A 24,931-nucleotide genomic window follows, 5' to 3' on the forward strand; every position below is an offset into this window, starting at 1 on the left:
TCCTTGCTGTAGCGATGTTCAGGTGCCGGCGGGGTGCAGGTTCAGAAGCGATTCGATGGTGTCGGCCGCCGCGGCGGCTGCCGATGCGCGCGCGCCCTCGGGCACGTCGTGCGTCTCCAGTTCGAGGGTGAAGTGACCGTCGAAGGCATTGCGTTGCAACGCGAGCAAGCCCTGCGCGAAGTCGACCTCGCCCCGCCCGATGCTGAGATTGATGTTGCCTGGCATCAAGGGGTCGGGCAGATCGGAGACGAGTCCTCGGGTCGCGTCGCGGAGATGGACGTGGGCGGTGCGGTCACCGTACGCGTCGATCGTCTCGGTCAGCCCCGCTCCGGAGGCGACGACGTGGCTGAAGTCCACGACGTGACGGACCCGGCTCCCGTCCAGCCGGGCCGCAAGGGCCAGCGCGCGTTCGGCCGTGCAGCACAACCGATGTATGTGCAGGGACTCGGTCCACAACTCGACCCCGTAGTCCTCGGCGGTCTCGGCGGCCTCGGCGAGCCGGCCGGCCACCCGGTCGAGATCGGCGGTGAGCGTCTCGACCGGTTCTTGCGACAACGCTCCGTTCGGCAGGACCAGGGCAGTCGCTCCCACCGCGGCGGCGAGCGTCAACAGTTCATGGAGATGTGCGCGGGAGGCGTCCAGTTCGCTCGTCGAAGCCGGGCGATTCAGGTCGCCGATGTCGGCGTTGATCGAGCGCACGCCGAGTCCGCTGTCCCGAACTGTCCGGGCGACTCGAGATCGCACCTGCTCATCGAGCGCGAGCGGGACGTGCTCGCACACCGTCGGTAGAGAACCGAGATCGACTTCACGAAACCCCAGTTCGGCGATGGTGCCGAGGGCTCGGCTCAGCTCTTGTCGACGAAACGTGATCGTCGAACAACCAAGTCGTGGGTGGCGCATTTCCTGCCTCCTTGATCGTGATGCGGACCACACTAAGCGTCAACCTGCAAACAGTCAACCGCCAACCGTTGACTGTTGACAATGAAAGTGTGTCGGGTCACACTCGTGGTTGTTGCGGCCCAACGCTCACTGAGAAACTTGACCCATCTACTCGAAGGAGGGGTGCGCGATGACGACAGCGGCACTCCAGATGCGCGGCCCGATCGAGGGCACGCCGGACGCAAAACGCGTCGCCGTCGGCTCCTCGGTCGGCGCCGTGATCGAGACCTACGACTTCATCGGCTTCGGTACGGCTGCAGCGCTGTACTTCGGCACTGCGTTCTTCCCCGGACAGAGTTCGGTGGCCGGCACGCTCGCGGCATTTGCCACGCTCGGCGTCGGGTTCGCCGCCCGCCCCATCGGCGGCATCATCGGCGGGCACCTCGGTGACCGCGTCGGGCGTAAACCCGTCCTCGTCGCCTCGCTGATCGTGATGGGCCTGGCGACCTTCGTGATCGGCCTGCTCCCGACCTACGCCCAGGTCGGCGTGATCGCCCCGATCCTCCTGGTCATCGTGCGGATCGTGCAGGGCCTCGCCTTCGGCGCCGAATGGGGTGGCGCGATTCTGATGAGTTACGAACACGCGCCATGGCGCTCGAAGGGCAAGTACACCGGCATCGTGCAGGCCGGCTTCCCCGTCGGATTGCTGCTGGCCAATCTGGTGTTCCTCGGCAGCGTCCACCTCGGTGGCGACTGGGCCTGGCGGGTGCCGTTCCTGGCCAGCATCGTGCTGGTCGCGGTCGGGCTGATCATCCGGGCCAAGGTCCCCGAATCCCCGGTGTTCGAGGAGGTCAAGGACTCCGGCCGGGTCGAGAAGTCCCCGGTCATCGAGTCCATCAAGCGCGATTGGCGAGACATCCTGCGCGGCATCGGACTTCGCGTCGCCGAAACCGCCGGTTACGCGGTGTCGATCACCTACATGATCTCGTACCTGCACAGCGAGGAACTCGCCACCAAGAGCGAGACCCTGACGTCTCTGTGTATCGCCTCTGCGATCGGTGTGGGGGCCACCGTCGGGTGGGCGACACTGACCGACAAGGTCGGTCGGCGTCCCGTCTACATCGGCGTCTGCGCGTTCGCCGTACTCTTCGCGATCCCGATGTTCCTGCTGGTCAACACAGGCTTGATCTTGTTCATCGCGGCGACGATCGTCCTGTCCTATGCGGTCTGCCAGAACGCTCTTGCCGGTGCGCAGGGCGCGTGGTTCCCCGAACTGTTCGACGCCGCGCGCCGCGCCTCGGGAGCCTCCCTCGCCTACCAGATCTCGGCCATGGTCTCCGGCTTCACGCCCTTCATCACGACCCTGCTCTTCATCTGGCTCGGGTGGGTCGGACCCGCCCTGTTGTTCGCCTCCTACGCTGCGATCGGGCTCGTCGCCGCGCTGATGACCCGCGAGACGTGGGGCCCCGAACAGCGCCGCCTGGTCGCCGACGCGCACCGCAATGCAGCTGAACACGACCATGTCGACGAACGCCCTTCTGTCTCCCATCCCACCAAGGAACTGCTGTGACTGTCACCTCCCACACCGCCGTCGACATCGAGATCGACCCCACCGACCGCCTCGCCGAGGTCACCGACTTCGCCTACCGGATGCGCCACCATGTCATCGACATGGGTGAGGTCCAGGGGCAGGGATATGTCGGCCAGGCGCTCGGCGCCGCCGACATCCTCGCGACCGTCTATGCGAGCCAGCTCCGACACCGCCCGACCGACCCCCACTGGGCCGAACGCGACCGCTTCTTGCTGTCCACCGGGCATTACGCCATCGGCCTCTATGCCGCACTCGCCGCGGCGGGGATCATCGAGACCGACGAACTCCTCACCTACGCCGCCGACGACTCCCGTCTTCCCATGTCCGGGATGGCCTCGTACACACCGGGAATGGAGATCTCCGGGGGCTCGCTGGGCCACGGATTGACCGTGGCGGTCGGCATGGCCCTCGGCTTGCGCCACCAGAACTCGGAATCCCGCATCTTCAACTTCCTGTCCGACGGCGAACTCGACGAAGGGTCGACGTGGGAGGCCGCGATGGGCGCCCATCACCATCAGCTGGGCAACCTCATCGCGATGGTCGACATGAACGCGCTGCAGGCCGACGGCCCGACGGCCGGGATTCTGAACATCGAACCGGTCGAACAGAAATGGGAAGCTGCCGGCTGGTACGTACGCCGGGTCAACGGCAACGATCCGGTCGCACTCCTCGACGCGTTCGACGACGTGGCATCCCGGGCCACCCCGCGCGGGACACCGTCGATCGTCATCTGCGACACCAAGGTCGGTTATGGCGCGACAATCCTCGAGGATCGCGAGAAGGCGCACTTCATGCGGATCGAGGAGCACGAGTGGCAGATCTGCCGAGACCAACTGACCGAACGCTTCTCATCGAACATCACGAAGGCCTGACATGACCACCACCGCACCGAAACTCAAGACCTCGGCGATGATCGCCTCGTTCGTCGACCCCGGCCAGCGCACCGTCACGGCGCCGTTCGGCCATGCGCTCGTCCGCGCCGCGGAGGCCGACCCGCGGATCGTCGGCCTCAGTGCCGACCTCGCCAAGTACACCGACATGCACATCCTCGCCCAGGCGATGCCGGACCGCTTCTTCCAGATGGGCATGGCCGAGCAACTCCTGTTCGGCGCCGCGGCCGGTATGGCCGAGACAGGACTCATCCCGTTCGCGTCGACCTACTCGGTCTTCGCCGCACGCCGCGCCTACGACTTCCTGTGCTTGGACATCGCCGAGCCGAACCTGAACGTCAACATCGTCGGCGGATTACCCGGCCTCACAACGGGTTACGGTCCGAGTCATCAGGCCACCGAGGACATGGCGATCTTTCGCGGCATGCCGAACCTGACGATCGTCGACCCGTGTGACTCGGTCGACCTGGAACAGGCCGTCCCGCAACTGGCGGCGGCGCCCGGGCCGTCGTATCTCCGCCTGCTGCGCGGCAAGGTGGCCACCGTTCTCGACGAGTACGATTACACCTTCGAACTCGGCAAGGCCAAGGTGCTTCGTCCCGGCAACGACGTCGTGTTCATCTCCTCGGGGTTGATGACCATGCGTGCATTGCAAGCCGCCGAACAGCTCGAACGGCACAACGTGGACGTGAGCGTCGTCCACACGCCGACCATCAAACCGTTCGACTCCGAGACCGTGCTCGGGGAACTGGCGAAGGGTCGCCGCGCCTACACGCTGGAGAACCACACGCGCGTGGGTGGGTTGTTCGAGACCGTCGCCTCGGCGATCGTCGAGCGCGGACTGGGCGTCCAGGTCGGGGCCATCGCGTTGCCCGACGAGTTCCTCGACGCCGGCGCGCTGCCGACCCTGCACCACCGGTACGGCCTGTCCACCGCCAGCATCGAGGCACGCGTTCTCGCCGAACTCTGACCGACGACCGCCATCGCCCTTCTGGGCACGCCATGCACGTACACTCATGTCAACAAACAGCAGTCAACACCCTTGTTGTCGACAGGAGGACGGTGATGGCAGACCAGAAGGGCGCCCTGCTGGGTCTGCAGCGGACCAATCTGCGGGAGCAGGCCGTCGCAGCTCTGCGTACCGCCATCACCAGGGGGGAGCTCCGGCCCCGCAGCTCCCTCGTCGAGACCGAGTTGTCCGAGCGCCTGGGTATCAGTCGCGGGACGCTGCGCGAGGCGATGCGTCAGCTACAACAGGAGGGCCTGGTGGTGTCGGGCCCGCGCGGCCGGCTCTCCGTGCGCAGCCTCGATCAGAAAGAGATCCGCGACATCTTCGCGGTCCGCGCCGCGCTCGAGGAACTCGCAGCCGTCCAGCTCGCCGCCCGGTCCGATCGGGGTCTCGTCGCAGAAGAACTGCGAGAAACCCTGTCGCGCATGGCCAGTGCGGGAGCCGACAATCTCGACGAGCGAATCGAGGCCGACCTCGACTTCCACCGCACGATGTGCCGCCTCACCGGCAACGAGACGCTCGTGCACTCGTGGACCTCGCTCGAGGGTTCGATCCGGATGTCGATCATGTACGCCGGGACTGATCGAGCGCTCGGCAACATGGACACCGATCGCCACATGGCGGTGGTCGACGCGATCGACAGCGGAGACACGGTGGCGGCCCGACAGACGGTTGCCGATCACATGAACTGGGCGGCGGACAACCTGGTGCGGTGACCGGGCCACCGGTGCGGACCGTCAGCCCTACCTCGAGATCCTGAGGCGCATCGCGCCCCTCAGCCGATCACGCCGGCTGCAGCAGCGTCGAGGCGATCGTCGCCAGGCCTTTCACCGCGGCGGTGGCGTCGCGGTGCCACTGCGCTTGCACGACTGCGCCGTCGACCGCCACTCCGAGGGCTTGTGCTGTCCGGTTGCGGTTCGCACCTGGCGGAAGAGTCGCTTTGATGGCCGCGACCATATCTGCCTTGTGGCGAGCGGTGACGGCATACACCTCGGGTAGATCGGCCCCGATCTCGTTGACGCTGTTGATGAAAGCGCAACCGCGGAAAGAGTCCGCGGTGAGCCACTCCTCGATCGCCGACACCACCGCGGGGCGGCGACGATTGCCGGCAGCATGGCGGTCGAGCGCGCCGACGAACCACTCCATCCAGCGCCGATGTCGCAGATCCAGAAAAGCCAGGATCAGTGCGTCCTTACTCGGAAAGTGTCGATAGAAGGTCACCTTGGTGACCCCCGCCTCGGCGATCACCTTGTCGATGCCGGTCGCCCGGATGCCGTCGCGATAGAACAGCCGGTACGCGGTGGCCAGTATCCGTTCCCGAGCCGGGAGGGTCGGCACATCGATGTCCGGATCCAGTGTCTCGGCGATACTCACGCCACCATCGTAGACAGATCTGTCCACAGTCTCCAGCGCCCGGGTGGACAAGTCTGTCTACATGGCCTACGGTCTTGTCCTGTAGACAGGTTCGTCTACAGGAGCAGGACACCCCCCACACGGACTTCGACAGGAAACGACCATGAGCTCATCCGTCTCGACCTCCACGACAACCACCACGAAGCCGCCGGTCCCACCGTTCACCGACGAGTCGGCCGCCACGAAGGCCCGGCTCGCCGAGGACGCCTGGAACAGCCGGGATCCACAGATCGTGGCGCAGGGATACTCCGTCGACAGCGTCTGGCGAAATCGCTCGGTCTTCGTGACCGGCCGGGATCAGATCATCGAGTTCCTGAGCGACAAGTGGGACCGCGAGCACGAGTACCGACTCATCAAAGAGCTGTGGGCGCACAGCGACGAGCGCATCGCCGTCCGCTTCGCCTACGAGTACCACGACGATTCGGGCCAGTGGTTTCGCGCCTACGGCAACGAGAACTGGCTGTACAACGAACATGGCCTGATGACCCACCGGCACGCGAGCATCAATGACGTGCGCATCGACGCCGGTGAGCGAAAGTTCTTCTGGGACCGCAATGCACCGCGCCCCGCCGATCACCCGAGCTTGTCCGACCTCGGCCTCTGACCACGGGGCAGCGCGGGCGGGTATCAGGAGGCGGCCAGCGTCAGGAGCAGGTCACCACCCTCGACCTCGGCCGAGCCCGACACCGTGACCCGTTGCACCACACCGGAACACGGTGCGGTGATCGTCGCCTCCATCTTCATGGCCTCGATGGTCCCGACCGGCTCGCCGCGTCGTAGCTCGTCGCCTTCCTTCACGGCGAGCGTCACCACGCCCGCGAAGGGCGCGGCGAGGTGTCCCGGATCGCTGCGGTCGGCCTTCTCCGCCGCCCGTGTCGTCGACTCCACGGACCGATCCCGAACCCGCACCGGCCGAAGCTGTCCGTTGAGGATGCACAGCACGTTGCGCATCCCCGACTCGTCCGCATCGGAGATCGCCTCGAGCCCGATGAGCAGCTCGACGCCCTTCTCCAGTTCGACGCGGTGCTCCTCGTCCTGGCGGAGTCCGTAGAAGAACTGGTTCGTCGACAGGCGCGAGGTGTCACCGAAAGTCCGCCGATGCTCGAGGTATTCGCGATCCGGCGCCGGGAAGAGCAACCGGTTCAGGGCGCCGCGGCGTTGCGCCGACGTCCCGGCGAGAGCCCCGAGGTCGTCGTCGGTGAGTTCCTGCGCCGGACGCGGGTCCGCCCGGCCCTCCAACGCGCGCGTGCGCAGCGGCTCCGGCCAACCGCCCGCCGGTTCGCCCAGGTCTCCGCGCAGGAACTCGAGGACCGAGTCCGGGATGTCGTAGGCCGTGGGGTCGGCAGCGAACTCCGCGGCGCTCGCACCGGCGCCGACGAGCGCGAGCGCCAGGTCGCCCACGACCTTCGACGAGGGCGTCACCTTGATGAGCCGGCCCAGGGCGGCGTCGGCACCGGCATAGGCGGCCTCGACGTCCTCGAACCGGTCCGCCAGCCCCAGGGCCAGTGCCTGTTGCCGTAGGTTGGAGAGCTGGCCGCCGGGGATCTCGTGTGCATAGACCCGGCCCGTCGGCGCAGGCAGGCCGGTGTCGAACGGCGCGTACGCGGCCCGGACCGCGGCCCAGTACGGTTCCAGCGCGCACGTCGCACCGAGGTCGATCCCCGTGTCGCGGTCGGTGTGCCGGGTCGCGGCGACGATCGCCGACAGCGGAGGCTGACTGGTCGTCCCGGCGAGAGGGGCGCTGGCCCCGTCCACGGCGTCCACGCCGGCCTCCCACGCCGCGAGGTACGTCGCGAGCTGGCCGCCTGCGGTGTCGTGCGTGTGCAGATGTACCGGTAGGTCGAATCGAGACCGCAACGCGCGCACCAACGTTGCTGCGGCGGCGGGGCGTAGCAGGCCGGCCATGTCCTTGATGGCCAGCACATGGGCACCCGCCTCGACGATCCGCTCGGCCAGGGCGAGGTAGTAGTCCAGCGTGTACAGGGTCTCGCCCGGATCACCGAGATCGCCCGTGTAGGACATCGCGACCTCCGCGACGCCGGTCCCCGTCTCGCGCACCGCGTCGATCGCCGGGCGCATCGCGTCGACGTTGTTCAGGGCGTCGAAGATCCGGAAGACGTCGACGCCGGTGGCTGCCGCCTCTCGGACGAACGCATCGCTGACCTGCTGGGGATAGGGCGTGTAGCCCACCGTGTTCTTGCCGCGCAGCAGCATCTGCAGACAGATGTTGGGCAGCTCCTCCCGGAGGGCGGCCAGACGCTCCCAGGGGTCCTCCTTCAGGAACCGCAGTGCGACGTCGAAGGTGGCGCCGCCCCACACCTCGACCGACCACAGCTGCGGGGTCATCCGCGCGACGTACGGTGCGACCGTCAGCAGGTCCCGGGTACGGACACGGGTGGCCAGCAGCGACTGGTGGGCGTCCCGAAAGGTGGTGTCGGTCAACGCCAGTGCGCTCGACGCGCGCAGTTCCGCGGCGAAGGCCTCGGGCCCCAGTCTGCGCAGGCGGTCGCGGGATCCTTCCGGCGGGGTGACCGACAGGTCGACGACCGGCAGCTTGTCGGAGGGATACACCGTCGAGGGACGCTCGCCGTTGGGCCGGTTCACCGTGATGTCGGCGAGGTAGCGGAGGATTCGGGTGCCGCGGTCGGCCGACGCATGCTGGTCGAGGAGGTCCGGCCGGGACTCGATGAACGACGTGGTCACCCGCCATTCGCCGAAGTCCTCGTCGGCCAGGACCGCCTGCAGGAACGGGATGTTGGTGGCGACTCCGCGCACCCGGAACTCGGCGATCGCCCGTTGGGCGCGCGCCCTGGCGGTGGCGAGATCCCGTCCGCGGCAGGTCAGTTTCACCAGCATCGAGTCGAAGTGTGAACCGATCTCGGAGCCGAGTCCGACGCTGCCGTCGAGTCGCACCCCCGAGCCGCCCGGGGTGCGGTAGGCGGTGATCCGGCCGGTGTCGGGCCGGAATCCGTCGGTGACATCCTCGGTGGTGATCCGGCACTGCACGGCGGCTCCGCGGATCTCGATCGACTCCTGGGCGAGCCCGAGGTCCGCGAGAGTCGCGCCCGATGCGATCTGCATCTGGGCCGCAACGAGGTCGACGTCGGTGATCTCCTCGGTGATCGTGTGCTCCACCTGGATTCGCGGGTTCATCTCGATGAAGACGTGGCGGCCGTCGGCACCGAGCAGGAATTCCACCGTGCCGGCACAGGTGTAGCCGATGTGACGGGCGAACGCGACCGCGTCGGAGCAGATCCGGTCCCGGACTTCCGGGTCGAGCCGGGGCGCCGGCGCCACCTCGACGACCTTCTGATGGCGCCGCTGCAGCGAGCAGTCCCGCTCGTACAGGTGGATGACCTCGCCCGCGGCGTCGGCCAGGATCTGCACCTCGATGTGCCGGGCGTCGACCACCGCGCGCTCCAGGAACACCGTTCCGTCACCGAAGGCCGTCGTCGCCTCCCGCGATGCGGCCTCGATCGCCGTGCGGAGACCCTCGGGTCGGTCGACCCGGCGCATGCCCCGACCACCCCCGCCGGCCACCGCCTTGACGAACAGGGGGAACCCGATCTCCTCGCCCGCCGCCACCAACTGGTCCACATCACTCGACGGCGCCGAGGAGACCAGCACCGGCAGGCCCGCCGCCGCGGCGGCGGCCACGGCCCGCGACTTGTCGCCCGCCAGCTCCAGCACGTCGGCGGACGGCCCGACGAACGTGATCCCCTGAGCCGCACACGCGCGCGCCAGAGCGGGATTCTCGGACAGGAAGCCGTACCCCGGGTAGACGGCGTCGGCGCCGGCTGCGACCGCGGTGCGGACCACCTCGTCGACCGAGAGGTAGGCGCGTACGGGATGTCCGCGCTCACCGATCTCGTAGGATTCGAACGCCTTCGCCCGGTGCACCGAGTTGCGATCCTCATGGGGGTAGACAGCGACGGTCGTCGCACCGAGTTCGACCGCCGCGCGGAACGCCCGCACCGCGATCTCGCCCCGATTCGCCACCAGCACCTTCTCGAACATGGGTTTTCCTTTCTGTCACCGGATGCGCCGGGGAGAACCACGTGGAAGGACGGGCGGCGCCGGGAAGTCTGTGACCCAGATCTCCGGGGTCTGCACGCACCATACTAGATACACCGTCAAGTTACTGATTGAGCGTGTACGCGCGACTCATGCGTCCAAACAGCTGCGAAATATCTCTGTACATGTTTCCATCAGCGTCAGCTTTCTATAGTGTGACTTGACATACACATCTCGTCACCTCGATCGAGGAGGAACCATGAGTGATCAGCCTGCGGGACCGGTCGACATCGACCGCTGGATCACCGACTGGGAGTTCAGCAGCCGCTACCCCGTCTACACCCGGGCCAATGCGGGCGAGGTCCTTCCGGACCCGTCGAGTCCCCTGAACGTGACGATGGTCTGGAACAAGGGCCTCAACATCGGGTGGCGCGAGGGTTACACCAAGCACCTCGGCACGCACCTGCCGGAGGAGATCGACGAGGTCATGCCGGAGATCATCGGCAACTTCGGCGGCTATCACTACACGAACTTCTCGATGACCGAGCTGAACGGTGCCCGCCTCCCGGGGCTGACCGTGCCCGTGTGGAACAGCCTGTGGGTCGGCGATCACCCCGACATCCCCGAGTACCAGCCCAAGCCCGGCGACGAGAACGCCGAACTGACCGCGGGCCTCGCGGAGAAGACCGCCTGGGCGCTCACCACCGACACCTTCCCGGAGGCGGAGGAGGCGAAGCGCCGGGCCGACGCCGCCCGTGAGCAGCGCCCCGACTTCGCTTCCCTGTCCGACGCCGAACTCGTCGAACACGCGAGGTCGCTGCTGCCCGACCTCATCTACTGCTACGCCTACCACCCCGTCACCACGACACTGTCGACGATGGGCCCGGCCGTCGCTGGCGAACTGCTCGCGAGCATCGGTGAGGCCGACAAGCTGGGTGACCTGCTCAGCGGCCTGGGCGGTGTCGACTCGGCTGCACCGTCGTACGCGATGTGGAAGCTCGGACGCCTCGTTGCGGGCTCGGCCGAACTGACCGAGATCTTCGACGCCGGGCTGTCGTCGGTGCTGGAGACCATCGCGTCCAGCGAGTCCGCCGACGCCAAGGAGTTCCGGGACCAGTTCGACGACTTCCTCCACCGGTACGGGTCCCGCGCACCCAACGAATGGGACATCCGTTCCGACAGCTGGGAGACGAAACCCGTTCTCGCCCTGATGGCGATCAACGGAATGCGCAACAGCCCGGCCGAGGCCGACCCCGAACTCATCCTCCGCCGCAATCAGGAGAAGCGCATCGCTCTCACCGCCGAGCTCGCCGAGAAGATGCCCGATGCGGAGACGAAGACGGCATTCCTGAACGCGGCGAAGTCCATCACCAAGTTCATGCCCTGGCGCGAGCGGACCAAGACCGCCTGCGTCAAGATCATGGGCGAGATGCGCGGCGCGCTCTACGAACTCGGCTCCCGGATGGTCGAGCGCGGCGTGATGGACGACCACCACGACATCACGATGATCGTCGACGACGAACTGGAGCAGTTCGTCGCCGACCCGGAGTCCTTCGCCGACACCATCAGAGAGCGTCGCGATCAGTACCTCGCGCTGTTCGATCTGCAACCGCCGTTCTTCCTGTTCGAACCGCTCCCGCTGTCGCAGTGGCCCCGCCGCACCGGGCAGCGGGTGGAGCCTGCGGTTCCCGGCGACGTCCTCACCGGCGTCGGCGGCGCTCCCGGGGTGGCTCGAGGACGCGCCCGCATCCTGCACGACCCCTATGAGGCCGAACAGCTGGAGGAGGGCGACATCCTGGTCGCGCCGCAGACAGACCCGGCGTGGACACCGCTGTTCGTGTTCGCGGGCGGGGTCGTCGTCAACGTCGGCGCCACCATCACACACTCCTCCATCGTGTGCCGCGAACTCGGAATCCCCTGTGCCGTATCGGTGCAGGACGCCACCGCCCGCATCACGGACGGCGCGATGATCGAAGTCGACGGCACCACCGGCCAGGTCACCATCCTCTGATGGCGACCGTCGGCCTCGCACTGCCCCAGCTCGGTGAACACGTCGATGTCGCGGCGGTGCGCGACTTCGCGGTGGCCGCCGAGGAACTCGGCTTCACCGGCCTGTGGGCGCAGGAACACCTCTTCTACTCCGAGCAGAACAGCTCCGTGTACGGCGGACGCCACACCACCTGGGTGCACCCGGCCTACCGGTCGGTGCTCGGGGCCACCGAACTGATGGCCTTCGCCGCCGCCTGCACGGATCGAACCCTGATCGGCAGCAGCATCCTGGTCGCCGGGTATCACCGGCCCGTCGAACTCGCCCAGCGGTTGGCCACCCTCGACCTGCTCTCCGGCGGACGCCTCGTCGCGGGGCTCGGCGTCGGCTGGTCCGACGAGGAACATCGCCTCATGGACGTCGATCCCCGGACCCGGGGGCGTCGGATGGACGAGCTGGTGCGCGCCGTCCAGGCGTGTTGGGGTCCCGACCCGGTGGAGTTCGCCGGTGACTTCTTCGAGATCCCGAGGTCGACGGTGCGCCCGAAACCGGTCCAGACTCCCCACCCGCCGCTGCTGTCCGGGTTACGCTCGGAACGTGGTCTCGCCCGCACCGCAGCGCTTTTCGACATCTGGAACCCCAGCAGCGGAACGGCCGATGCACTGCGCGAGCAGCTCGACGCCATGGCCGCACAGCGCCCGGCCGACCGGGCGCCGGTGCGGTTGTACCTGCGTTCCTACCTCCAGCGCCCCACCGACCCGGTGGGTTCGGGAGGCCAGGGACTCGATGGTGTCGCCGCCGACCTCGAGACCGCGGTCGCGGTGGGTGCCGACCACTTCATCATCGAATGCAATTTCTCCGACGACATCCGGTCGTCGGACGACTGGGCCGCGATGCCCGAACGACTCGCGCCGCTGATCCGGCTCGCGAACGACGCGACCGGCCCGGCCGCCCGGGAGCAGAAGGAGAACGCATCATGAAAGCCGCCGTCTTCGAAGGCGATTCGCCGACACTGACCGTCGAGGAGATCCCGCGTCCGACGCCGCGCCGCGGTGAGATCCTGCTCAAGGTCACCGCATGCGGGGTCTGCCATACCGACCTGCACGTGCTGAAGTCCGAGGTGAGGTTCCCGGCCCCGGCGGTTCTCGGGCACGAGGTGTCCGGTGTCGTCGAAGCACTCGGCGACGGCGTCGACACGCTGGCCGTCGGCGATCGCGTCGTCTGCAGCTTCATCATGCCGTGCGGCGAGTGTCGGCACTGTGCGCGCGGAATGGACGACCTCTGCGAGAAGTTCTTCGCGCACAACCGTCTCAACGGAACGCTCTACGACGGTGAGACCCGCCTCCAGCGCGACGACGGCAGCCCGCTGGCGATGTACTCGATGGGTGGCCTGGCCGAGTACTGCGTGGTCCCCGCCTCGGACGCCTTCGTCGTCCCCGACGGCGTCGGACTCGGTGAGGTGTCGATCCTCGGGTGCAGTTCGTTCACCGCACTCGGTGCGGTCAACAACGCCGAACTCCATCTGGCCGACCGGATCGCCGTCGTGGCGGCCGGCGGTGTGGGTTCCTCGATCGTGCAGTTCGCCGCCGCCGCGGGCGTCGCGCAGATCATCGCGATCGACGTCAACGACGACAAGCTGAAGGCCGTGGCGGCGCTCGGTGCCACGCACACGGTCAACTCACGCGACACCGACGTCGTCGAGGAGGTCCGCGCGCTGACCGACGGCCACGGTGTGGACGTCGCGTTCGAGGCACTCGGACACCCGAGCACCTTCGCGACCGCACTCGACATCCTCGACGACGGCGGTCGCGCCGTCGTCGTCGGCATCGCACCCGCCGGTTCGCCGGGCGAGATCGACCTGGCCCGGCTCGTCCGGCGCAGCCTGCAGATCCGCGGTTCATACGGCGCCAAGGCTCGCCGGGACATGCCCGCCCTGCTGCGCATGGTGGCCGGCGGGATCGTCGAACCCGAGCGGGTGATCACCCGTCGTTACCGCCTCGACCAGGTGGACGAGGCCTACCAGGCGTTGGCCCGCGGCGAGATCGTCGGCCGCGCGATCATCGAGATGGGCTCCGAGTGAGCGACTCCGTCGCGGTCGTCACCGGCGCCGGGTCGGGTATCGGACGGGCCGTGACCGAACTGCTCGTCGAACGCGGCGGTTCCGTCGTGGCGGTGGACACCTCCGCGGAGGCCCTCGCCAGGTTCGACGACCATCCGCAGATCGTCCCTGTCGTCGGGGACGTCACGTCTGCCGACGACAACCGGCATGCCGTCGAGACCGCCGAGCAGAGGTTCGGCCGTCTCGACGCGCTCATCCTCAACGCCGGGGTGCCGGCCTCCGGGTCGATCGAAACCCTCGACCTCGACGTCTTCGACCGATCCCTCGACGTGAACCTGCGGTCGGTGGTTCTCGGTGTGCGCGAGTCGATTCCGGCCTTTCGTCGGAGCGGGGGAGGTTCGGTCGTGGTGACGGCGTCGGCGACAGCCCTCGGCGGTGAACCGAACCGGTGGCCCTATGCGGCGGCCAAGGCCGGCGTGGTGAACCTCGCGAGGTCCCTGGCCATCGACCTCGCCGGCGACCGCATCCGCGTCAACACCGTGTGCCCCGGCCCCATCGAGACCGGCATGACGCGGCGGATCGCGGTGAACACCCCCGAGCGCTATGAGTCACTACGACGCATGGTGCCGCTGCAACGATGGGGAACCGCCGATGAGGTCGCCGAGGTCATCGCCTTCCTCGCCTCTCCACTGGCCTCGTTCGTCACCGGTACGACGATCCCGGTGGACGGCGGGGCCACCTGCGGAAGCGGTCAGACGGTCCCGCCCCGCGTGGACGTGCCCGTCTGACCGCTCCGACTCAACGACGAGGATCGACGAGTACCTTCGTGTGCGAGCTGCGGCCCGAATCGAGTTCGGCGAACATCGATTCGAGGTCGCCGAGGCCGATGGTGCCGGTGTGCAGCGACGCCAGATCGATCCGCCCCTCCGCCACCAGGGTCATGGCACCGATGAAGTCCGAGTGCGTGTAGGCGAGCGATCCGATCACGGTGAGTTCGCGGCTCTGCCAATCCCCGTAACTCACCGAGGAGTCGGTCCCCGGATAGCCGAGCAACGCCAGCGTCCCGCCGCGTCGGACGAGTTCCGCACTCGGCTGCAGCAGCGACGCCACGCCCGAGCATTCGAAGACGATGTCGGCACCGAGACCGTCGGTCAGCTCGGTCAGTCGGTCGCCGAGGCTCTCCGGGGCCAGGACGTCGGTGAACCCGAGCGCGGTCGCAGCCTCTCGCCGTGCGGGAGACGGTTCGGACACGAGGATCCGGCCCGCGCCGGCAGCTCGTGCGTGCTGGGCGGTGAGCAGACCGATGGGTCCCGCGCCCTGGATCACCACGGTCGCACCCAGCGGCACCCGGGCCCGCCGCACTGCGTGATAGGTGACCGTGGCCGGCTCCATCAGAGCGGCCTCGACATCCGACAGGGCGTCGGGTACCGGTATCGCACGTCGCGCGGAGACCCGCAGGCGATCCGCGAACCCACCGTGTGCCGCCGCGCCCGGCGAGATGCCGTTGGCCTCTGCGAACGCGAGATCGCAGTTGTCGGCATGCCCGGCACGGCACTGGGCACAGATGCCGCATGCGGGGCCGACCCCGGCGATCACCCGTTGCCCGGGCCGCAGGTGCGTGACACCGGAACCCACCGCCGACACCGTGCCCATCCACTCGTGTCCGAACACCGCAGGCGGCAGGCCCGCCGACTGGTAGCCGTGGGTGTCGGTGGCGCAGATGCCGCAGAATCCGATGTCGACGATGACCTCGCCTGCGCCGGGCTCCGCATCGGTCTCCGGGGTCGTCTCGAGCACTCCGGGCTCGGGCACGTGGACGTAGCGGGCAGACCCTGCCGTGACCGTCATTCGATGTCTCACTTTCCTGTCATGCGTTCGACGACCGGGGCGAACTCCTCGAACGCGCGATCACCGATCGTGAAATAGGAGAAACCGAATTCCTCCCGGCGTTGTTCCAACTGCTCGCAGATGTCGTCGACCGATCCGACGAGGGCGTGCGGGAACGACCGCAGTTCGGTGGAGGTGAAGCCGGTGCGCTCGATCAACGATTCCTCGGTGACGTCCGTGGCGCCCTCGATGGCCACGAAGTAGGCGCCGGTCTCCAGCTCGATCTGTGGCATCCGGTCGCCCGCCCCGGCCCGGACCCATTCGAGCTTCTTGTGGGTCTCGTCGACCGTGGACGTCGCCACACTGTCCGAACCGAGCTTTCCGGAACGGTTGTTGAAGTTGATGCTGACGATATCGGCGGTCGCCCCCGCCAGGGTCAGGACCCGCCGAGCACCACCACCGATCATGATGGGCGGCACCGTCTCCGGCACCGGCAGCGGCTCGAATCCGGTGGCCCGCACACCGCCCCGGTCGACGTCGATGGTCTCGCCGGCGAACTGCTGCCGACACAGTTCGACGGTCGCGGCGAGCCGGTCGATCCGCTCACCGGCAGACGGGAACGGCACACCCATCGCCTCGTACTCGGCGCCCAACCATCCCGCACCGAGACCCACCTCGATCCGCCCCGGCGCGAACATCGCCAGGGTCGCAGCCTCTTTCGCGAGAACCACCGGTTCGTGGTAGCTGGTGCAGAACATCCGGCACCCGATCACCAGGTCGTCGGTCACCTCCGCCGCGATGGCCATGCTCGCGATCGGAGCGAGGGTGACCGGACGATGCGCAGTCGGATCGAGCGCGGGACCCGGACCGATGTAGTGGTCCGAGACGTGGAGGGCCGAGTATCCGAGCGCCTCGGCCCTCTTGGCGGTCTCACGCCATTGGGCACCGGTGCCCGATCTATACACCTGCGCGGCGAAGCGGAAGGGTTTCTTCACATGCGTTGTCATGAGGGTACTTTCGTATCGTCGGGGTCGGCGACTGCGGATGGTGCTGTTGTCGTCAGAGGTGTGCCCGTCGGCACCCGGGAGAGCAGGCGGCGCGTCGCCGAACCGAGCTCCATCGCCCACCGGCGGGGATCCGCGTCGCCGCGTGCGGACGGGACCTCCACGCTGACCGGCGTGTCGCGTCCGAGGATGCTTGCGAGTCGCAGCAGCGGCAACGCGCCCGCACCGGGTGCCAGTCGGTTCCCACGCGCTTCGGCGATGGCGGCGTTGTCGTTACGCGCCGGCCCGGTGACGCGGGCATCGCACAACTGCCAGTAGGGAATCCGCTCGTTGCGGACGCCGGCTTCGAGTTCGGTCACATCGCCACCCGCACGCGACCAGTGCAGCGCATCGAGGAGGAGCCCGGCCGACGACCTCGCCGAGGTGTGCTCGATCATCTTCCGGCCGGCACGGAGATCGCGTACCGCGGTGAAGACCATGGGTTCGAGACAACAGCGCAGACCGTGATCGGCAGCCGCATCGGACAGCGCGGCGAGATTGTCCGCGGCCCGGTTGCGATCGTCGTCGAGCACGGTGGCGATCACGAAGCGCGCTCTCAGGGCCGCGCCCGCGAACAAGACCGGCCCCCAGTCACTTCGGGACGATCCCGGATGCAGTTTGACCACCTCGACATCGAGCACCTCGAGACCGTGATCGTCGAGTGCGAGCAGAGTGTCGGCGAGGAGGCGCGACCCCTCGGCGAGCTGGTGTCCGCGGCCGCCCGACCGGTCGGACACCCGCACACCGACCGCGTCGAATCCGCCGGCCGCGGCGTACTCGACGAACCTCGGCGGCGGGACCGCGAGCGCCGACAACGACGCGAGCGAGACGACCGGGTTCACGCTCATCGCGGCACCTCCTAGTTACTTTATTTTGACTAGTGTTACATGGATCATACTAGCGTTCGCCGTTCTGCTGTCCACCTCGACGAGGAGTCCTCATGTCCCCCACCCTCGGCGCGATCGCACAGATCGCCTACGTGGTCGACGACGTCGCCACCGCTGCACAGCGCTTCTCGGCACGGACCGGCGCCGGCCCGTTCTTCCTGCGTCGCAACATCATCGAGGTCGCCTACGGGCCCGCAGGCGAGGGAGGCGAGTTCGATCATTCGTCGGCCTACGGCCAGTGGGGCGCCGTTCAGGTCGAGCTCGTCGAAGTCCACTCGGCGGCACCGGCAGAGTTCGCGGCAACCACCTCCGGACGAGGGCGGGTCCATCACGTGGCAACACTGGTGCCCTCATTCGACGATGAGCAGGCGCGGCTCACCGACCTCGGGCACCCCGCACTGCTGACCGCGACGACGCCCAGCGGAAACTCGTTCGCATTCCACGACACTCGCGCCGAGTTCGGCCATCTCGTGGAGATCTACGAGCCGGCGGCGTCGATCGTCGCGCTGTACGCGAAGGTCGCCGCGGCCGCGAACGGGTGGGACGGGCGTCGAGCCGTGCGGGACTTCTGAGAGACCGCGCTCAGAAAACCGCGGCCTCGACCTCGAGCAGTTCGGCCGCGCGTTCGCGGGCCATGGTCAACACCTGCGGGTTGCCCGAGTTCCACAGCACGGTCAGGCGTTTGACACAGATCCGCCACTCGCCGTCCACCCGGACCACATCGTCGGTGTAGTAACCGCCGATCGTGAACACGGCGTCACCCGCGGTGTTCGGCAGCACGTGTTCGGCACGGACATAGGTCACCACCCGGCCGGTGCCGGCGGCCGGATCGACATCGATGTCGAAGTTGGACATGAAGTGCTGGGACGCCGCGAGACCGGGGAACAGCATGCGGCCCCGCTGAACCCAGTCGTCGGCGCGGAAGTGGCCGGCGTTGCCCGCGCGGTAACTGGAATAGTCGATGTCGATCTCGTCGGTGAACACCGAGCGGTACAGCGCCCAGTCGCGCAGGTCGATGCCCCGCGCGAAACGCGCCAGCAGAGACGTCAGCGCCTCGTGATCAGAGGTCATGGGTGAGTCCTTTTCCTGTGGTGTGCGCACTAGGCGGGCATCTGCAGCGAGATCTTCTCGAAGTACTCTTCGAGGCCGTCGAGCCCGAGCTCACGGCCGATGCCCGACTTCTTCATGCCCCCGAACGGAGCCATCGGGTTGAATCGACCTCCGTTGATCGCCACCTGCCCGGTCCGCAGCCGGCGCGCGATCGACACGGCCGCGTCGTCGTCGGCCGCGAACACCGCACCCGACAGCCCGTAGTCGGAGTCGTTCGCGATCGCCACCGCCTCGTTCACGTCCGAGTACTCGAGCACGGTCAACACCGGGCCGAAGACCTCCTCGCGGGCGATGTCCGCGGAATTGTCGACGCCGCTCACCACGGTCGGCCGCACGAAGTAGCCGCCGGACAGGGTGTCGTCGAGACCCGGGACCTCGCCCGGTCCGCCGACCAGAACCCGCGCGCCGTTCGGCAGCGAGTCGAGGAATCCGAGGACGACCCGTTGCTGGGCCGCCGACGCCATCGGGCCGACGTCGTTCGAGGGGTCGAGGGGGTCGCCGACGGTCATCGCGCCGACGAGCTCGGCCAGGCGCTCCTCGACCGCGGCGATGTCGTCGCGGGCGACGATCAGCCGGGTCGTGGCGGCACATGTCTGCCCGTTGTTGACGAAGCAGCCGCGGACCGCGGCCGCCAAAGCCGTGTCGAGATCGGCGCCCGGCGCCACGATGAACGCCGACTTGCCGCCCAACTCGAGCGTGACTTTCTTGATTCCGGTTGCAGCCAGCTCGGCAACCTTCGCGCCCGCGCCCGTCGATCCGGTCAGGCTCACGAGGTCAACTCCCGGATTGGTGGCCAGCCGCTGTCCCACCGTCCGCCCCGGACCGGACACCACGTTCAGCACACCGGCCGGCAGACCGATGGCGTCGGCGATGTCGGCGACGACGAAGGCCGCGAGCGGCGCCACGCTGCTCGGTTTGACGACCGCCGTGCAACCGGCCGCGAGCGCAGGCGCGACCTTGGCCGCGAGTTGATAGAGCGGATAGTTCCACGGGGTGATCGCACCGACGACCCCGGCCGGCACGCGGAGAATCCGGGAGTTGCCCCGGCGCTCTTCGAGGGGCAGCGCCTCGAGGGCGTCGGCCATGGTCCGGAAGACAGTGACCCCGAGGCCCACCTGCACGCTCCGCGAGCGACCGATGGGTGTGCCCACCTCCCGCGTCATCATCGTCGCGAGATGGTCTTCGCGTGCCGCGAGCTCGTCGGCGAACGTGCGGAGGATCGCGGCTCGTTCGGGGACCGGAACCGTCGACCACGAATCGAACGCGACGTTCGCCGCCTCCACCGCGTCGTCACAGTCGGCGGTGTCGCCGTCGGGCACATGCGCCAGCGTCGCGCCGGTCGCGGCCTCGCGCACCTCGATCCGCGCCTCCGAGACCGACGGCACCCACTTGCCGCCGATGTACAGCTCGTCCCGGTCCTCGACCGTCGTGGCCTCGTTCGTGCTGGTCATCCCGCCGGACCCCTTCCTGCCACCCGTACTCTCGACAGTGGTGGCGATCACATCGACGACAGTAGCGCCCTAAGCGTATGCGGTGTCAAGTAAGTAGCCTCCTACCCTAACTCTGTTCACAGTTTGGCCAACTTTCTTGACATGAACTACTATTTGGGTAACTTATGAGCAGCGTCACAACACCGGCGGTCGCGCCGTCCTGTCACAACGCACCGGTATCAGCCCCGTCCCGGCCCGGGACCCGATCTTCGTCTGCAGGAGCATCATGAACGACCTGGCGATCAACCTCTCGGCACCGACGACCGCAACGGACGAGCTGGTGGGGCTCGTGATCAAGGGCATGTACCGGGGTCCGGTGAATCCTGTGATGCAGGAGGTCATCGACGCGGGTCATGCCGTCGCGAAGGGGCCCATGGTGATGCCGACTCCCGCCGGCATCGCCGAGGCCGGTCGGCTCGTCCGACTCCCCGAGGGTGGCGATCAGGAGCAGGCGATGATGGACTTCTTGCGCGCGTTCCTCCCGGTCAACCGCAGGCTCCGCGAGCTGTGCACCGCGTGGCAGTGCCGGCCCGACGGGTCCGCGAACGACCACTCCGACGCGCAGTACGACGCCCGGATCCGAGACCAGCTCGACGACATCCACACCGAGGTGTCCAAGCTCCTGCGTCGCTCGGGCAAGGCCGCCCCCGAGCTGCTCGACCACCGCGACCGTCTCCGCGTCGCGCTCGAACGCTTCGACGACGGGGACACCGCGTCCCTCACCTCTCCGCTCACCGACGGCTATCACACCGTGTGGATGTGGCTGCATCAGCACGTGCTCATGCTGCTCGGCCTCACCCGCGCACAGGACGAGGCCCTCGAAGAGGAGCTCGTCGCGGGCGCGGCCGGATGACCCTCTCCGACAGCGCGGTGCACACCCTCACCCGGATCGCGGTACCCCACGGTCAGGGACGGGCACGTGGTCTCGGCGCGGCGGAACTCGGCGTCCACGGGGTCGAGATGGACAACCTCGTCGGTCTCGGCCTCCCGGTCGTGCCCGGCCTGACGATCCCGGTCGGGGCGGGCGAAGAGCTCGCCACCCGGGAGACCGCCGGGGTCGCCATCGACCTGTTGGAGAAGCTCGCCGTTCGCGGCATCTGGCCCGCGGTCCGCACCGAGCGGCGCCCCATGCTGATGCACCTGAGATGCAGTGCGGCGGTGCCGGTGTCGGCTCTTCCGCCGGCCATCTCGGTGATCGGCTTGTCCCCGCGCAACGTCGACGCCCTCGTCGACGTGATCGGCCGTGATCGCGACATCTACGACTCGTGGGCCGAGACGCTCCGGTTCATCGCGGAGAACGCACTCGGCGTCGACGCCGACGACCTCGACGACGTGGTCGACGATCATTCCGACAGCCGCGCACGCGTTCCGGCTCTGCTCGATCTCATCGTGGACGCGACGGGGGTCGCCTTCCCGGCCGACCCGGCCGAACAGCTCGGGCTCGCCGCCAAGGCGATGCTGACCCGGTGGGCGTCACCGCGCGGGCAACGGGCGCGCAAGTCGTTGTCGCTTCCCGACGATCTCGGCATCGCGCTTCACCTCCGCGCACTTCGTCTGGGTTCATGGAACGAGTCGGGCTATGGATCGGCGGTCAGCCGTGACCTCGAGACCGGCAAGTACTCCCCGAGTGGGGTGTTCCACCTCGGCGTGCGCCGCACCGATCCCGAGCCCGGCCCCGGTGAGCCGCTGGGCGCGATGCCCGGTGGCACGGCCATCCTCGACCAGATCTTCGCCACACTCGAACCTCATCTGCGCGGCGTCGCGCAGGTCGAGTTCGAGGTTCGCGACCGCCAGCTGGCACTGCTCAGTGCTGGTGCTGTCGAACACCCCGGACCCCGGGCGATCACCACTCTCGCCGTCGATCTCGTCAACGACCATGCCATCGGCCGTCGCGAGGCCGTCGCGATGCTCGACCCGGACCTGATGCAGGACCTCCTCCATCCGCAGATCAAGCTGACCGGTGGCGAACAGCTCGTCGCGCGTGGCCTGCCCGCGTCGCCGGGCGCGGCGACCGGCGAGATCGCACTCAGCGCCGACACCGCGCTGCAGTGGGCTGCGCAGGGCCGCAACGTGATCCTGGTGGCTTCCGAGACCAGCCCGGCCGACGTCCCCGCACTTCTCGCGGCCACCGCGGTCCTGACCTCGAACGGCGGACTGGCGTCGCATGCGGCCGTCGTCGCGCGAGGCGCCGGGCGTCCGGCGGTCTGCGGCGCCACCGACCTGCGCATCGATCGTGCTGCCGGGACGGTGACGAACGGTGACCTGACACTCACCGAGGGTGAGGTGGTGTCCCTCAACGGACGCACCGGTCACGTCTACCGCGGCGCGGTCACCATCCGCCCCGCCGAACCCTCGGCCGAGCTCGACCGGTTGCTCGGCTGGGCCGACGACATCCGCCGTCTCGGAGTGCGCGCCAATGCCGACAACGCCGAGGACGCAGCGACCGCGTTCCGCCTGGGCGCCGAGGGAATCGGCCTGTGCCGCACCGAGCATCAGTTCCTGGGCGACCAGCTACCGCTCGTCCAGCGACTCGTGCTCGCGGAATCCGACGCCGAGGAACTCGACGCCATCGCGGCCCTGACCGCCGCGCAGCAGGCCGACTTCACCGAGCTGCTGCGCGTCGTCGGGGACCGACCCATCACCGTCCGGCTGCTCGACGCGCCACTCCACGAGTTCCTTCCCGCCGACGGCGACTACCGCGACGAGGCGCAGGCGCGACGTGCCGCCGACGCTCACGAGTCCAATCCGATGCTCGGTCTCCGCGGCGTGCGGTTCGCGATGGTTCAGAAGCGTCTGTATCCCGCTCAGGCAGAGGCGCTGTTCCGCGCCTGGGTCAGCGTGCACGCCGACGGATTGACCCCGCAGTTGGAGGTCATGATCCCACTGGTGTCGCTGCCGGGCGAGCTCTCGCGCGCGATCGCGCAGGTGCACGAGGCGGCGGCCGCGGTGACCGCCGACACCGGGGTGATGGTGCCCTACAAGGTGGGCAGCATGGTCGAGACGCCACGCGCGGCGCTCCTCGCCGGGTCACTCGCCGAGGACGCCGACTTCCTGTCCTTCGGCACCAACGACCTCACCCAGCTCACCTACGGCTTCTCGCGCGACGACGTCGAGAAGTCCATGCTGACGCACTATCTCGAGCACGGCCTGCTCTCCGACAGTCCGTTCGCGGTCCTCGACCCCGACGGGGTCGGCGCCCTCGTGTCCCGGGCGGTGTTGCTCGCCCGCAGTACCAAACCCGACATCAAACTCGGGGTGTGCGGTGAGCACGGCGGTGACCCGTCGTCGATCGACTTCCTGAACTCGGTCGGCCTGCACTACGTGTCGTGCTCACCTCGACGGGTCCCGGTGGCCCGTCTGGCCGCCGCCCGTGCGGTGCTGACCGCTGACTGAGAGGCTCACCATGACAACCGAACTCGACGACCTGAGATCGGCGGTCCGCGACGCCGTCGATTCCCTGGGCGGACCGTCGGGATGTCGTGACCTGGCGCCGGACGGCCCGGGCTGGGATGGACGTTCGTGGTCACTCCTCGCCGAGCAGATCGGTGTCGCCGCCCTCGGACTGCCCGAGGAGTGCGGTGGACTCGGTGGTCTGCCCGAGCTCCTCGTCGTGGCCGAGGAACTGGGCGCCGGCGTGATGCCCGTCCCCTTCCTGTCGACGGTGCTGGCTTCGCAGGTGCTCATCCGGTCCGGTGGCGCCGACGACGCGCTGGCGCGGATCGCCGAAGGTGCACCGGCAGCCTTCGTCGGCCTCGACCGGCACGGCTGGTTCGATGCCGACGACATCGCATTCGCCGTCGATGCCGGCTCCGGGGAGCAAACGATCAGTGGTGTCGCGACCTCGGCGCTGGGTGCTGCGGGTGCGGCTTGGCTGGTCGTGGCGGCACGAACCGACACCGGTGTCGCACTGTTCCTCTGCGACGCAACGGTTCCCGGAGTGTCGATCACCCCGCTGCCCACCCTCGACCTGTCCCGGGCACACGCCGCGGTGACGCTGTCCGGGGTGCCTGCGCGTCGACTCCCGGTGGCGGGCTCGCCGGAGTCGGCGATCGTGGCGGCGCTCGACGTCACGTGCCTGGTCCTGGCAGCCGAGCAACTCGGCGGGGCGCAGCGCAGCCTCGACCGGACGGTCGACTACGTCAAGGAGCGCAGGCAGTTCGACCGCGCGATCGGCAGTTTCCAGGCCGTGAAGCACACGCTCGCAGACCTGCTGGTGCTGGTCGAGTCGTCCCGGTCGGCTGTCACGCGCGCCCTCGACTCCGCCGACCTCGCCGAGGCTGCCTCCCTGGCCCGCGCCTGGTGTGCCGACAGCTACCGCACGGTCACCGCCGAGGCCCTCCAGCTGCACGGCGGCATCGGCTTCACCTGGGAACACGACTCACATCTGTACTTCCGCCGGGCCCGCGCCGACGCACAGCTGTTCGGTACCAGTACTTTTCACCGGGAGCGGATCGCCCTGACGTTGGGTTGGTGATGCCCCCTGGAGGTGCGAGCGAAGCCCCACTTCTCCCTGAGGTGCGAGCGATGCGCCCCACTGCTCCCTGAGGTGCGAGCGACAAACCCCAATGCTCCCTGAGGTGCGAGCGACAAACCCCAATGCTCCCTGAGGTGCGAGCGACAAACCCCAATGCTCCCTGAGCCTGGATCCGTGGATGCGGTTGCCGGGGGGTGTGGTTGGCAGTGCGTGAGTGCGTAATTGTGTTGTGGGCATGGAGTATTCGCTGACCTTGTG

General features: G+C 68.2%; 21 protein-coding genes. 13 read left to right on the forward strand and 8 right to left on the reverse strand.

From position 1 onward, the window contains the following. Positions 1-18: 18 nt before the first annotated feature. Complete coding sequence (locus tag ABIC25_RS14590) at positions 19-900, reverse strand: sugar phosphate isomerase/epimerase family protein (RefSeq protein WP_239402453.1); 882 nt, start codon at positions 898-900, stop codon at positions 19-21. A 169-nt stretch (positions 901-1,069) separates the two neighbouring features. Between ABIC25_RS14590 and ABIC25_RS14595 the strand changes: the two genes are divergently transcribed. The 4 genes from ABIC25_RS14595 to ABIC25_RS14610 all read left to right on the forward strand — a co-directional run bounded on the left by ABIC25_RS14595 (position 1,070) and on the right by ABIC25_RS14610 (position 5,085). Beyond that, the gene (locus ABIC25_RS14595; RefSeq protein WP_239402454.1) at positions 1,070-2,449 is read left to right on the forward strand and encodes an MFS transporter; all 1,380 of its coding nucleotides are present in this window, start codon (positions 1,070-1,072) and stop codon (positions 2,447-2,449) included. Further along, complete coding sequence (locus tag ABIC25_RS14600; RefSeq protein WP_064571421.1) at positions 2,446-3,342, forward strand: transketolase; 897 nt, start codon at positions 2,446-2,448, stop codon at positions 3,340-3,342. The genes ABIC25_RS14595 and ABIC25_RS14600 overlap by 4 nt, the downstream gene beginning before the upstream one ends. A gap of 1 nt (position 3,343) precedes the next feature. Then, the gene (locus ABIC25_RS14605) at positions 3,344-4,330 is read left to right on the forward strand and encodes a transketolase family protein (RefSeq protein ID WP_239402455.1); all 987 of its coding nucleotides are present in this window, start codon (positions 3,344-3,346) and stop codon (positions 4,328-4,330) included. A gap of 95 nt (positions 4,331-4,425) precedes the next feature. Beyond that, complete coding sequence (locus tag ABIC25_RS14610) at positions 4,426-5,085, forward strand: GntR family transcriptional regulator (protein ID WP_354562014.1); 660 nt, start codon at positions 4,426-4,428, stop codon at positions 5,083-5,085. A 67-nt stretch (positions 5,086-5,152) separates the two neighbouring features. Here ABIC25_RS14610 and ABIC25_RS14615 read toward each other — a convergent pair whose 3' ends face one another. Continuing rightward, positions 5,153-5,743: a TetR/AcrR family transcriptional regulator gene (locus ABIC25_RS14615; RefSeq protein ID WP_354562016.1), complete on the reverse strand. Its 591-nt coding sequence runs from the start codon at positions 5,741-5,743 to the stop codon at positions 5,153-5,155. 142 nt (positions 5,744-5,885) lie between these two features. Here ABIC25_RS14615 and ABIC25_RS14620 point away from each other — a divergent pair, with 142 nt between their 5' ends. Next, complete coding sequence (locus ABIC25_RS14620) at positions 5,886-6,386, forward strand: nuclear transport factor 2 family protein (RefSeq protein WP_354562017.1); 501 nt, start codon at positions 5,886-5,888, stop codon at positions 6,384-6,386. 23 nt (positions 6,387-6,409) lie between these two features. Here ABIC25_RS14620 and ABIC25_RS14625 read toward each other — a convergent pair whose 3' ends face one another. Further along, entirely contained in the window at positions 6,410-9,799 is a 3,390-nt protein-coding gene (locus tag ABIC25_RS14625; RefSeq protein WP_354562019.1) for a pyruvate carboxylase, read from the reverse strand. 256 nt (positions 9,800-10,055) lie between these two features. Between ABIC25_RS14625 and ABIC25_RS14630 the strand changes: the two genes are divergently transcribed. Genes ABIC25_RS14630 through ABIC25_RS14645 form a run of 4 tightly spaced genes read left to right on the forward strand, consistent with a single transcriptional unit; the run spans position 10,056 to position 14,630 of the window. After that, the gene (locus ABIC25_RS14630) at positions 10,056-11,807 is read left to right on the forward strand and encodes a PEP-utilizing enzyme (RefSeq protein ID WP_004020491.1); all 1,752 of its coding nucleotides are present in this window, start codon (positions 10,056-10,058) and stop codon (positions 11,805-11,807) included. Continuing rightward, positions 11,807-12,763: a TIGR03619 family F420-dependent LLM class oxidoreductase gene (locus ABIC25_RS14635; RefSeq protein WP_354562020.1), complete on the forward strand. Its 957-nt coding sequence runs from the start codon at positions 11,807-11,809 to the stop codon at positions 12,761-12,763. Before ABIC25_RS14630 ends, ABIC25_RS14635 begins: the two co-directional genes overlap by 1 nt. Beyond that, complete coding sequence (locus ABIC25_RS14640; RefSeq protein WP_004020493.1) at positions 12,760-13,863, forward strand: zinc-binding dehydrogenase; 1,104 nt, start codon at positions 12,760-12,762, stop codon at positions 13,861-13,863. The genes ABIC25_RS14635 and ABIC25_RS14640 overlap by 4 nt, the downstream gene beginning before the upstream one ends. After that, complete coding sequence (locus ABIC25_RS14645) at positions 13,860-14,630, forward strand: SDR family NAD(P)-dependent oxidoreductase (RefSeq protein WP_239402462.1); 771 nt, start codon at positions 13,860-13,862, stop codon at positions 14,628-14,630. Before ABIC25_RS14640 ends, ABIC25_RS14645 begins: the two co-directional genes overlap by 4 nt. Before the next feature lie 10 nt (positions 14,631-14,640). On the opposite strand, the gene ABIC25_RS14650 is transcribed toward ABIC25_RS14645, so the two are convergent. The 3 genes from ABIC25_RS14650 to ABIC25_RS14660 are packed head-to-tail and all read right to left on the reverse strand — an operon-like array spanning position 14,641 to position 17,560. Beyond that, positions 14,641-15,690 carry a zinc-dependent alcohol dehydrogenase gene (locus tag ABIC25_RS14650; RefSeq protein ID WP_239402463.1) on the reverse strand — a complete coding sequence of 350 codons (1,050 nt, stop codon included), beginning with the start codon at positions 15,688-15,690 and terminating at the stop codon, positions 14,641-14,643. 8 nt (positions 15,691-15,698) lie between these two features. Next, positions 15,699-16,676: a TIGR03621 family F420-dependent LLM class oxidoreductase gene (locus tag ABIC25_RS14655; RefSeq protein WP_239402464.1), complete on the reverse strand. Its 978-nt coding sequence runs from the start codon at positions 16,674-16,676 to the stop codon at positions 15,699-15,701. After that, on the reverse strand, positions 16,673-17,560 hold the full coding sequence (locus tag ABIC25_RS14660) for a sugar phosphate isomerase/epimerase family protein (RefSeq protein ID WP_239402465.1): 888 nt from the start codon (positions 17,558-17,560) through the stop codon (positions 16,673-16,675). The genes ABIC25_RS14655 and ABIC25_RS14660 overlap by 4 nt, the downstream gene beginning before the upstream one ends. A gap of 92 nt (positions 17,561-17,652) precedes the next feature. Between ABIC25_RS14660 and ABIC25_RS14665 the strand changes: the two genes are divergently transcribed. Continuing rightward, positions 17,653-18,171: a VOC family protein gene (locus ABIC25_RS14665; protein WP_239402466.1), complete on the forward strand. Its 519-nt coding sequence runs from the start codon at positions 17,653-17,655 to the stop codon at positions 18,169-18,171. A gap of 10 nt (positions 18,172-18,181) precedes the next feature. Here the strand turns inward: ABIC25_RS14665 and ABIC25_RS14670 are convergent, their stop codons facing one another. Then, a complete protein-coding gene (locus ABIC25_RS14670) occupies positions 18,182-18,670 on the reverse strand; it encodes a nuclear transport factor 2 family protein (RefSeq protein ID WP_239402467.1) in 489 nt (162 codons plus the stop codon). A gap of 29 nt (positions 18,671-18,699) precedes the next feature. Beyond that, positions 18,700-20,160 carry an aldehyde dehydrogenase family protein gene (locus ABIC25_RS14675; RefSeq protein WP_239402468.1) on the reverse strand — a complete coding sequence of 487 codons (1,461 nt, stop codon included), beginning with the start codon at positions 20,158-20,160 and terminating at the stop codon, positions 18,700-18,702. Between the two features lie 265 nt (positions 20,161-20,425). On the opposite strand from ABIC25_RS14675, the gene ABIC25_RS14680 reads away from it, so the two are divergent. From ABIC25_RS14680 to ABIC25_RS14690, 3 genes are read left to right on the forward strand one after another with little or no spacing between them, the layout of a single operon-like run. After that, on the forward strand, positions 20,426-21,052 hold the full coding sequence (locus ABIC25_RS14680; protein ID WP_064571432.1) for a hypothetical protein: 627 nt from the start codon (positions 20,426-20,428) through the stop codon (positions 21,050-21,052). Further along, a complete protein-coding gene (locus ABIC25_RS14685; RefSeq protein WP_354562022.1) occupies positions 21,049-23,592 on the forward strand; it encodes a putative PEP-binding protein in 2,544 nt (847 codons plus the stop codon). Before ABIC25_RS14680 ends, ABIC25_RS14685 begins: the two co-directional genes overlap by 4 nt. Before the next feature lie 10 nt (positions 23,593-23,602). After that, a complete protein-coding gene (locus ABIC25_RS14690; RefSeq protein WP_354562024.1) occupies positions 23,603-24,673 on the forward strand; it encodes an acyl-CoA dehydrogenase family protein in 1,071 nt (356 codons plus the stop codon). Positions 24,674-24,931: the final 258 nt, after the last annotated feature.

This window comes from Gordonia sp. PvP123 (assembly GCF_040547295.1).
Taxonomy (GTDB): domain Bacteria; phylum Actinomycetota; class Actinomycetes; order Mycobacteriales; family Mycobacteriaceae; genus Gordonia; species Gordonia terrae.

Coding starts and splice junctions, on each gene's coding strand:
- ABIC25_RS14650 (WP_239402463.1), bottom strand. CDS start 15,690: ATGACGGTCACGGCAGGGTCTGCCCGCTACGTCCACGTGCCCGAGCCC.
- ABIC25_RS14640 (WP_004020493.1), top strand. CDS start 12,760: ATGAAAGCCGCCGTCTTCGAAGGCGATTCGCCGACACTGACCGTCGAG.
- ABIC25_RS14610 (WP_354562014.1), top strand. CDS start 4,426: ATGGCAGACCAGAAGGGCGCCCTGCTGGGTCTGCAGCGGACCAATCTG.
- ABIC25_RS14590 (WP_239402453.1), bottom strand. CDS start 900: ATGCGCCACCCACGACTTGGTTGTTCGACGATCACGTTTCGTCGACAA.
- ABIC25_RS14655 (WP_239402464.1), bottom strand. CDS start 16,676: ATGACAACGCATGTGAAGAAACCCTTCCGCTTCGCCGCGCAGGTGTAT.
- ABIC25_RS14670 (WP_239402467.1), bottom strand. CDS start 18,670: ATGACCTCTGATCACGAGGCGCTGACGTCTCTGCTGGCGCGTTTCGCG.
- ABIC25_RS14690 (WP_354562024.1), top strand. CDS start 23,603: ATGACAACCGAACTCGACGACCTGAGATCGGCGGTCCGCGACGCCGTC.
- ABIC25_RS14625 (WP_354562019.1), bottom strand. CDS start 9,799: ATGTTCGAGAAGGTGCTGGTGGCGAATCGGGGCGAGATCGCGGTGCGG.
- ABIC25_RS14665 (WP_239402466.1), top strand. CDS start 17,653: ATGTCCCCCACCCTCGGCGCGATCGCACAGATCGCCTACGTGGTCGAC.
- ABIC25_RS14595 (WP_239402454.1), top strand. CDS start 1,070: ATGACGACAGCGGCACTCCAGATGCGCGGCCCGATCGAGGGCACGCCG.
- ABIC25_RS14660 (WP_239402465.1), bottom strand. CDS start 17,560: ATGAGCGTGAACCCGGTCGTCTCGCTCGCGTCGTTGTCGGCGCTCGCG.
- ABIC25_RS14635 (WP_354562020.1), top strand. CDS start 11,807: ATGGCGACCGTCGGCCTCGCACTGCCCCAGCTCGGTGAACACGTCGAT.
- ABIC25_RS14675 (WP_239402468.1), bottom strand. CDS start 20,160: ATGACCAGCACGAACGAGGCCACGACGGTCGAGGACCGGGACGAGCTG.
- ABIC25_RS14605 (WP_239402455.1), top strand. CDS start 3,344: ATGACCACCACCGCACCGAAACTCAAGACCTCGGCGATGATCGCCTCG.
- ABIC25_RS14680 (WP_064571432.1), top strand. CDS start 20,426: ATGAACGACCTGGCGATCAACCTCTCGGCACCGACGACCGCAACGGAC.
- ABIC25_RS14685 (WP_354562022.1), top strand. CDS start 21,049: ATGACCCTCTCCGACAGCGCGGTGCACACCCTCACCCGGATCGCGGTA.
- ABIC25_RS14630 (WP_004020491.1), top strand. CDS start 10,056: ATGAGTGATCAGCCTGCGGGACCGGTCGACATCGACCGCTGGATCACC.
- ABIC25_RS14620 (WP_354562017.1), top strand. CDS start 5,886: ATGAGCTCATCCGTCTCGACCTCCACGACAACCACCACGAAGCCGCCG.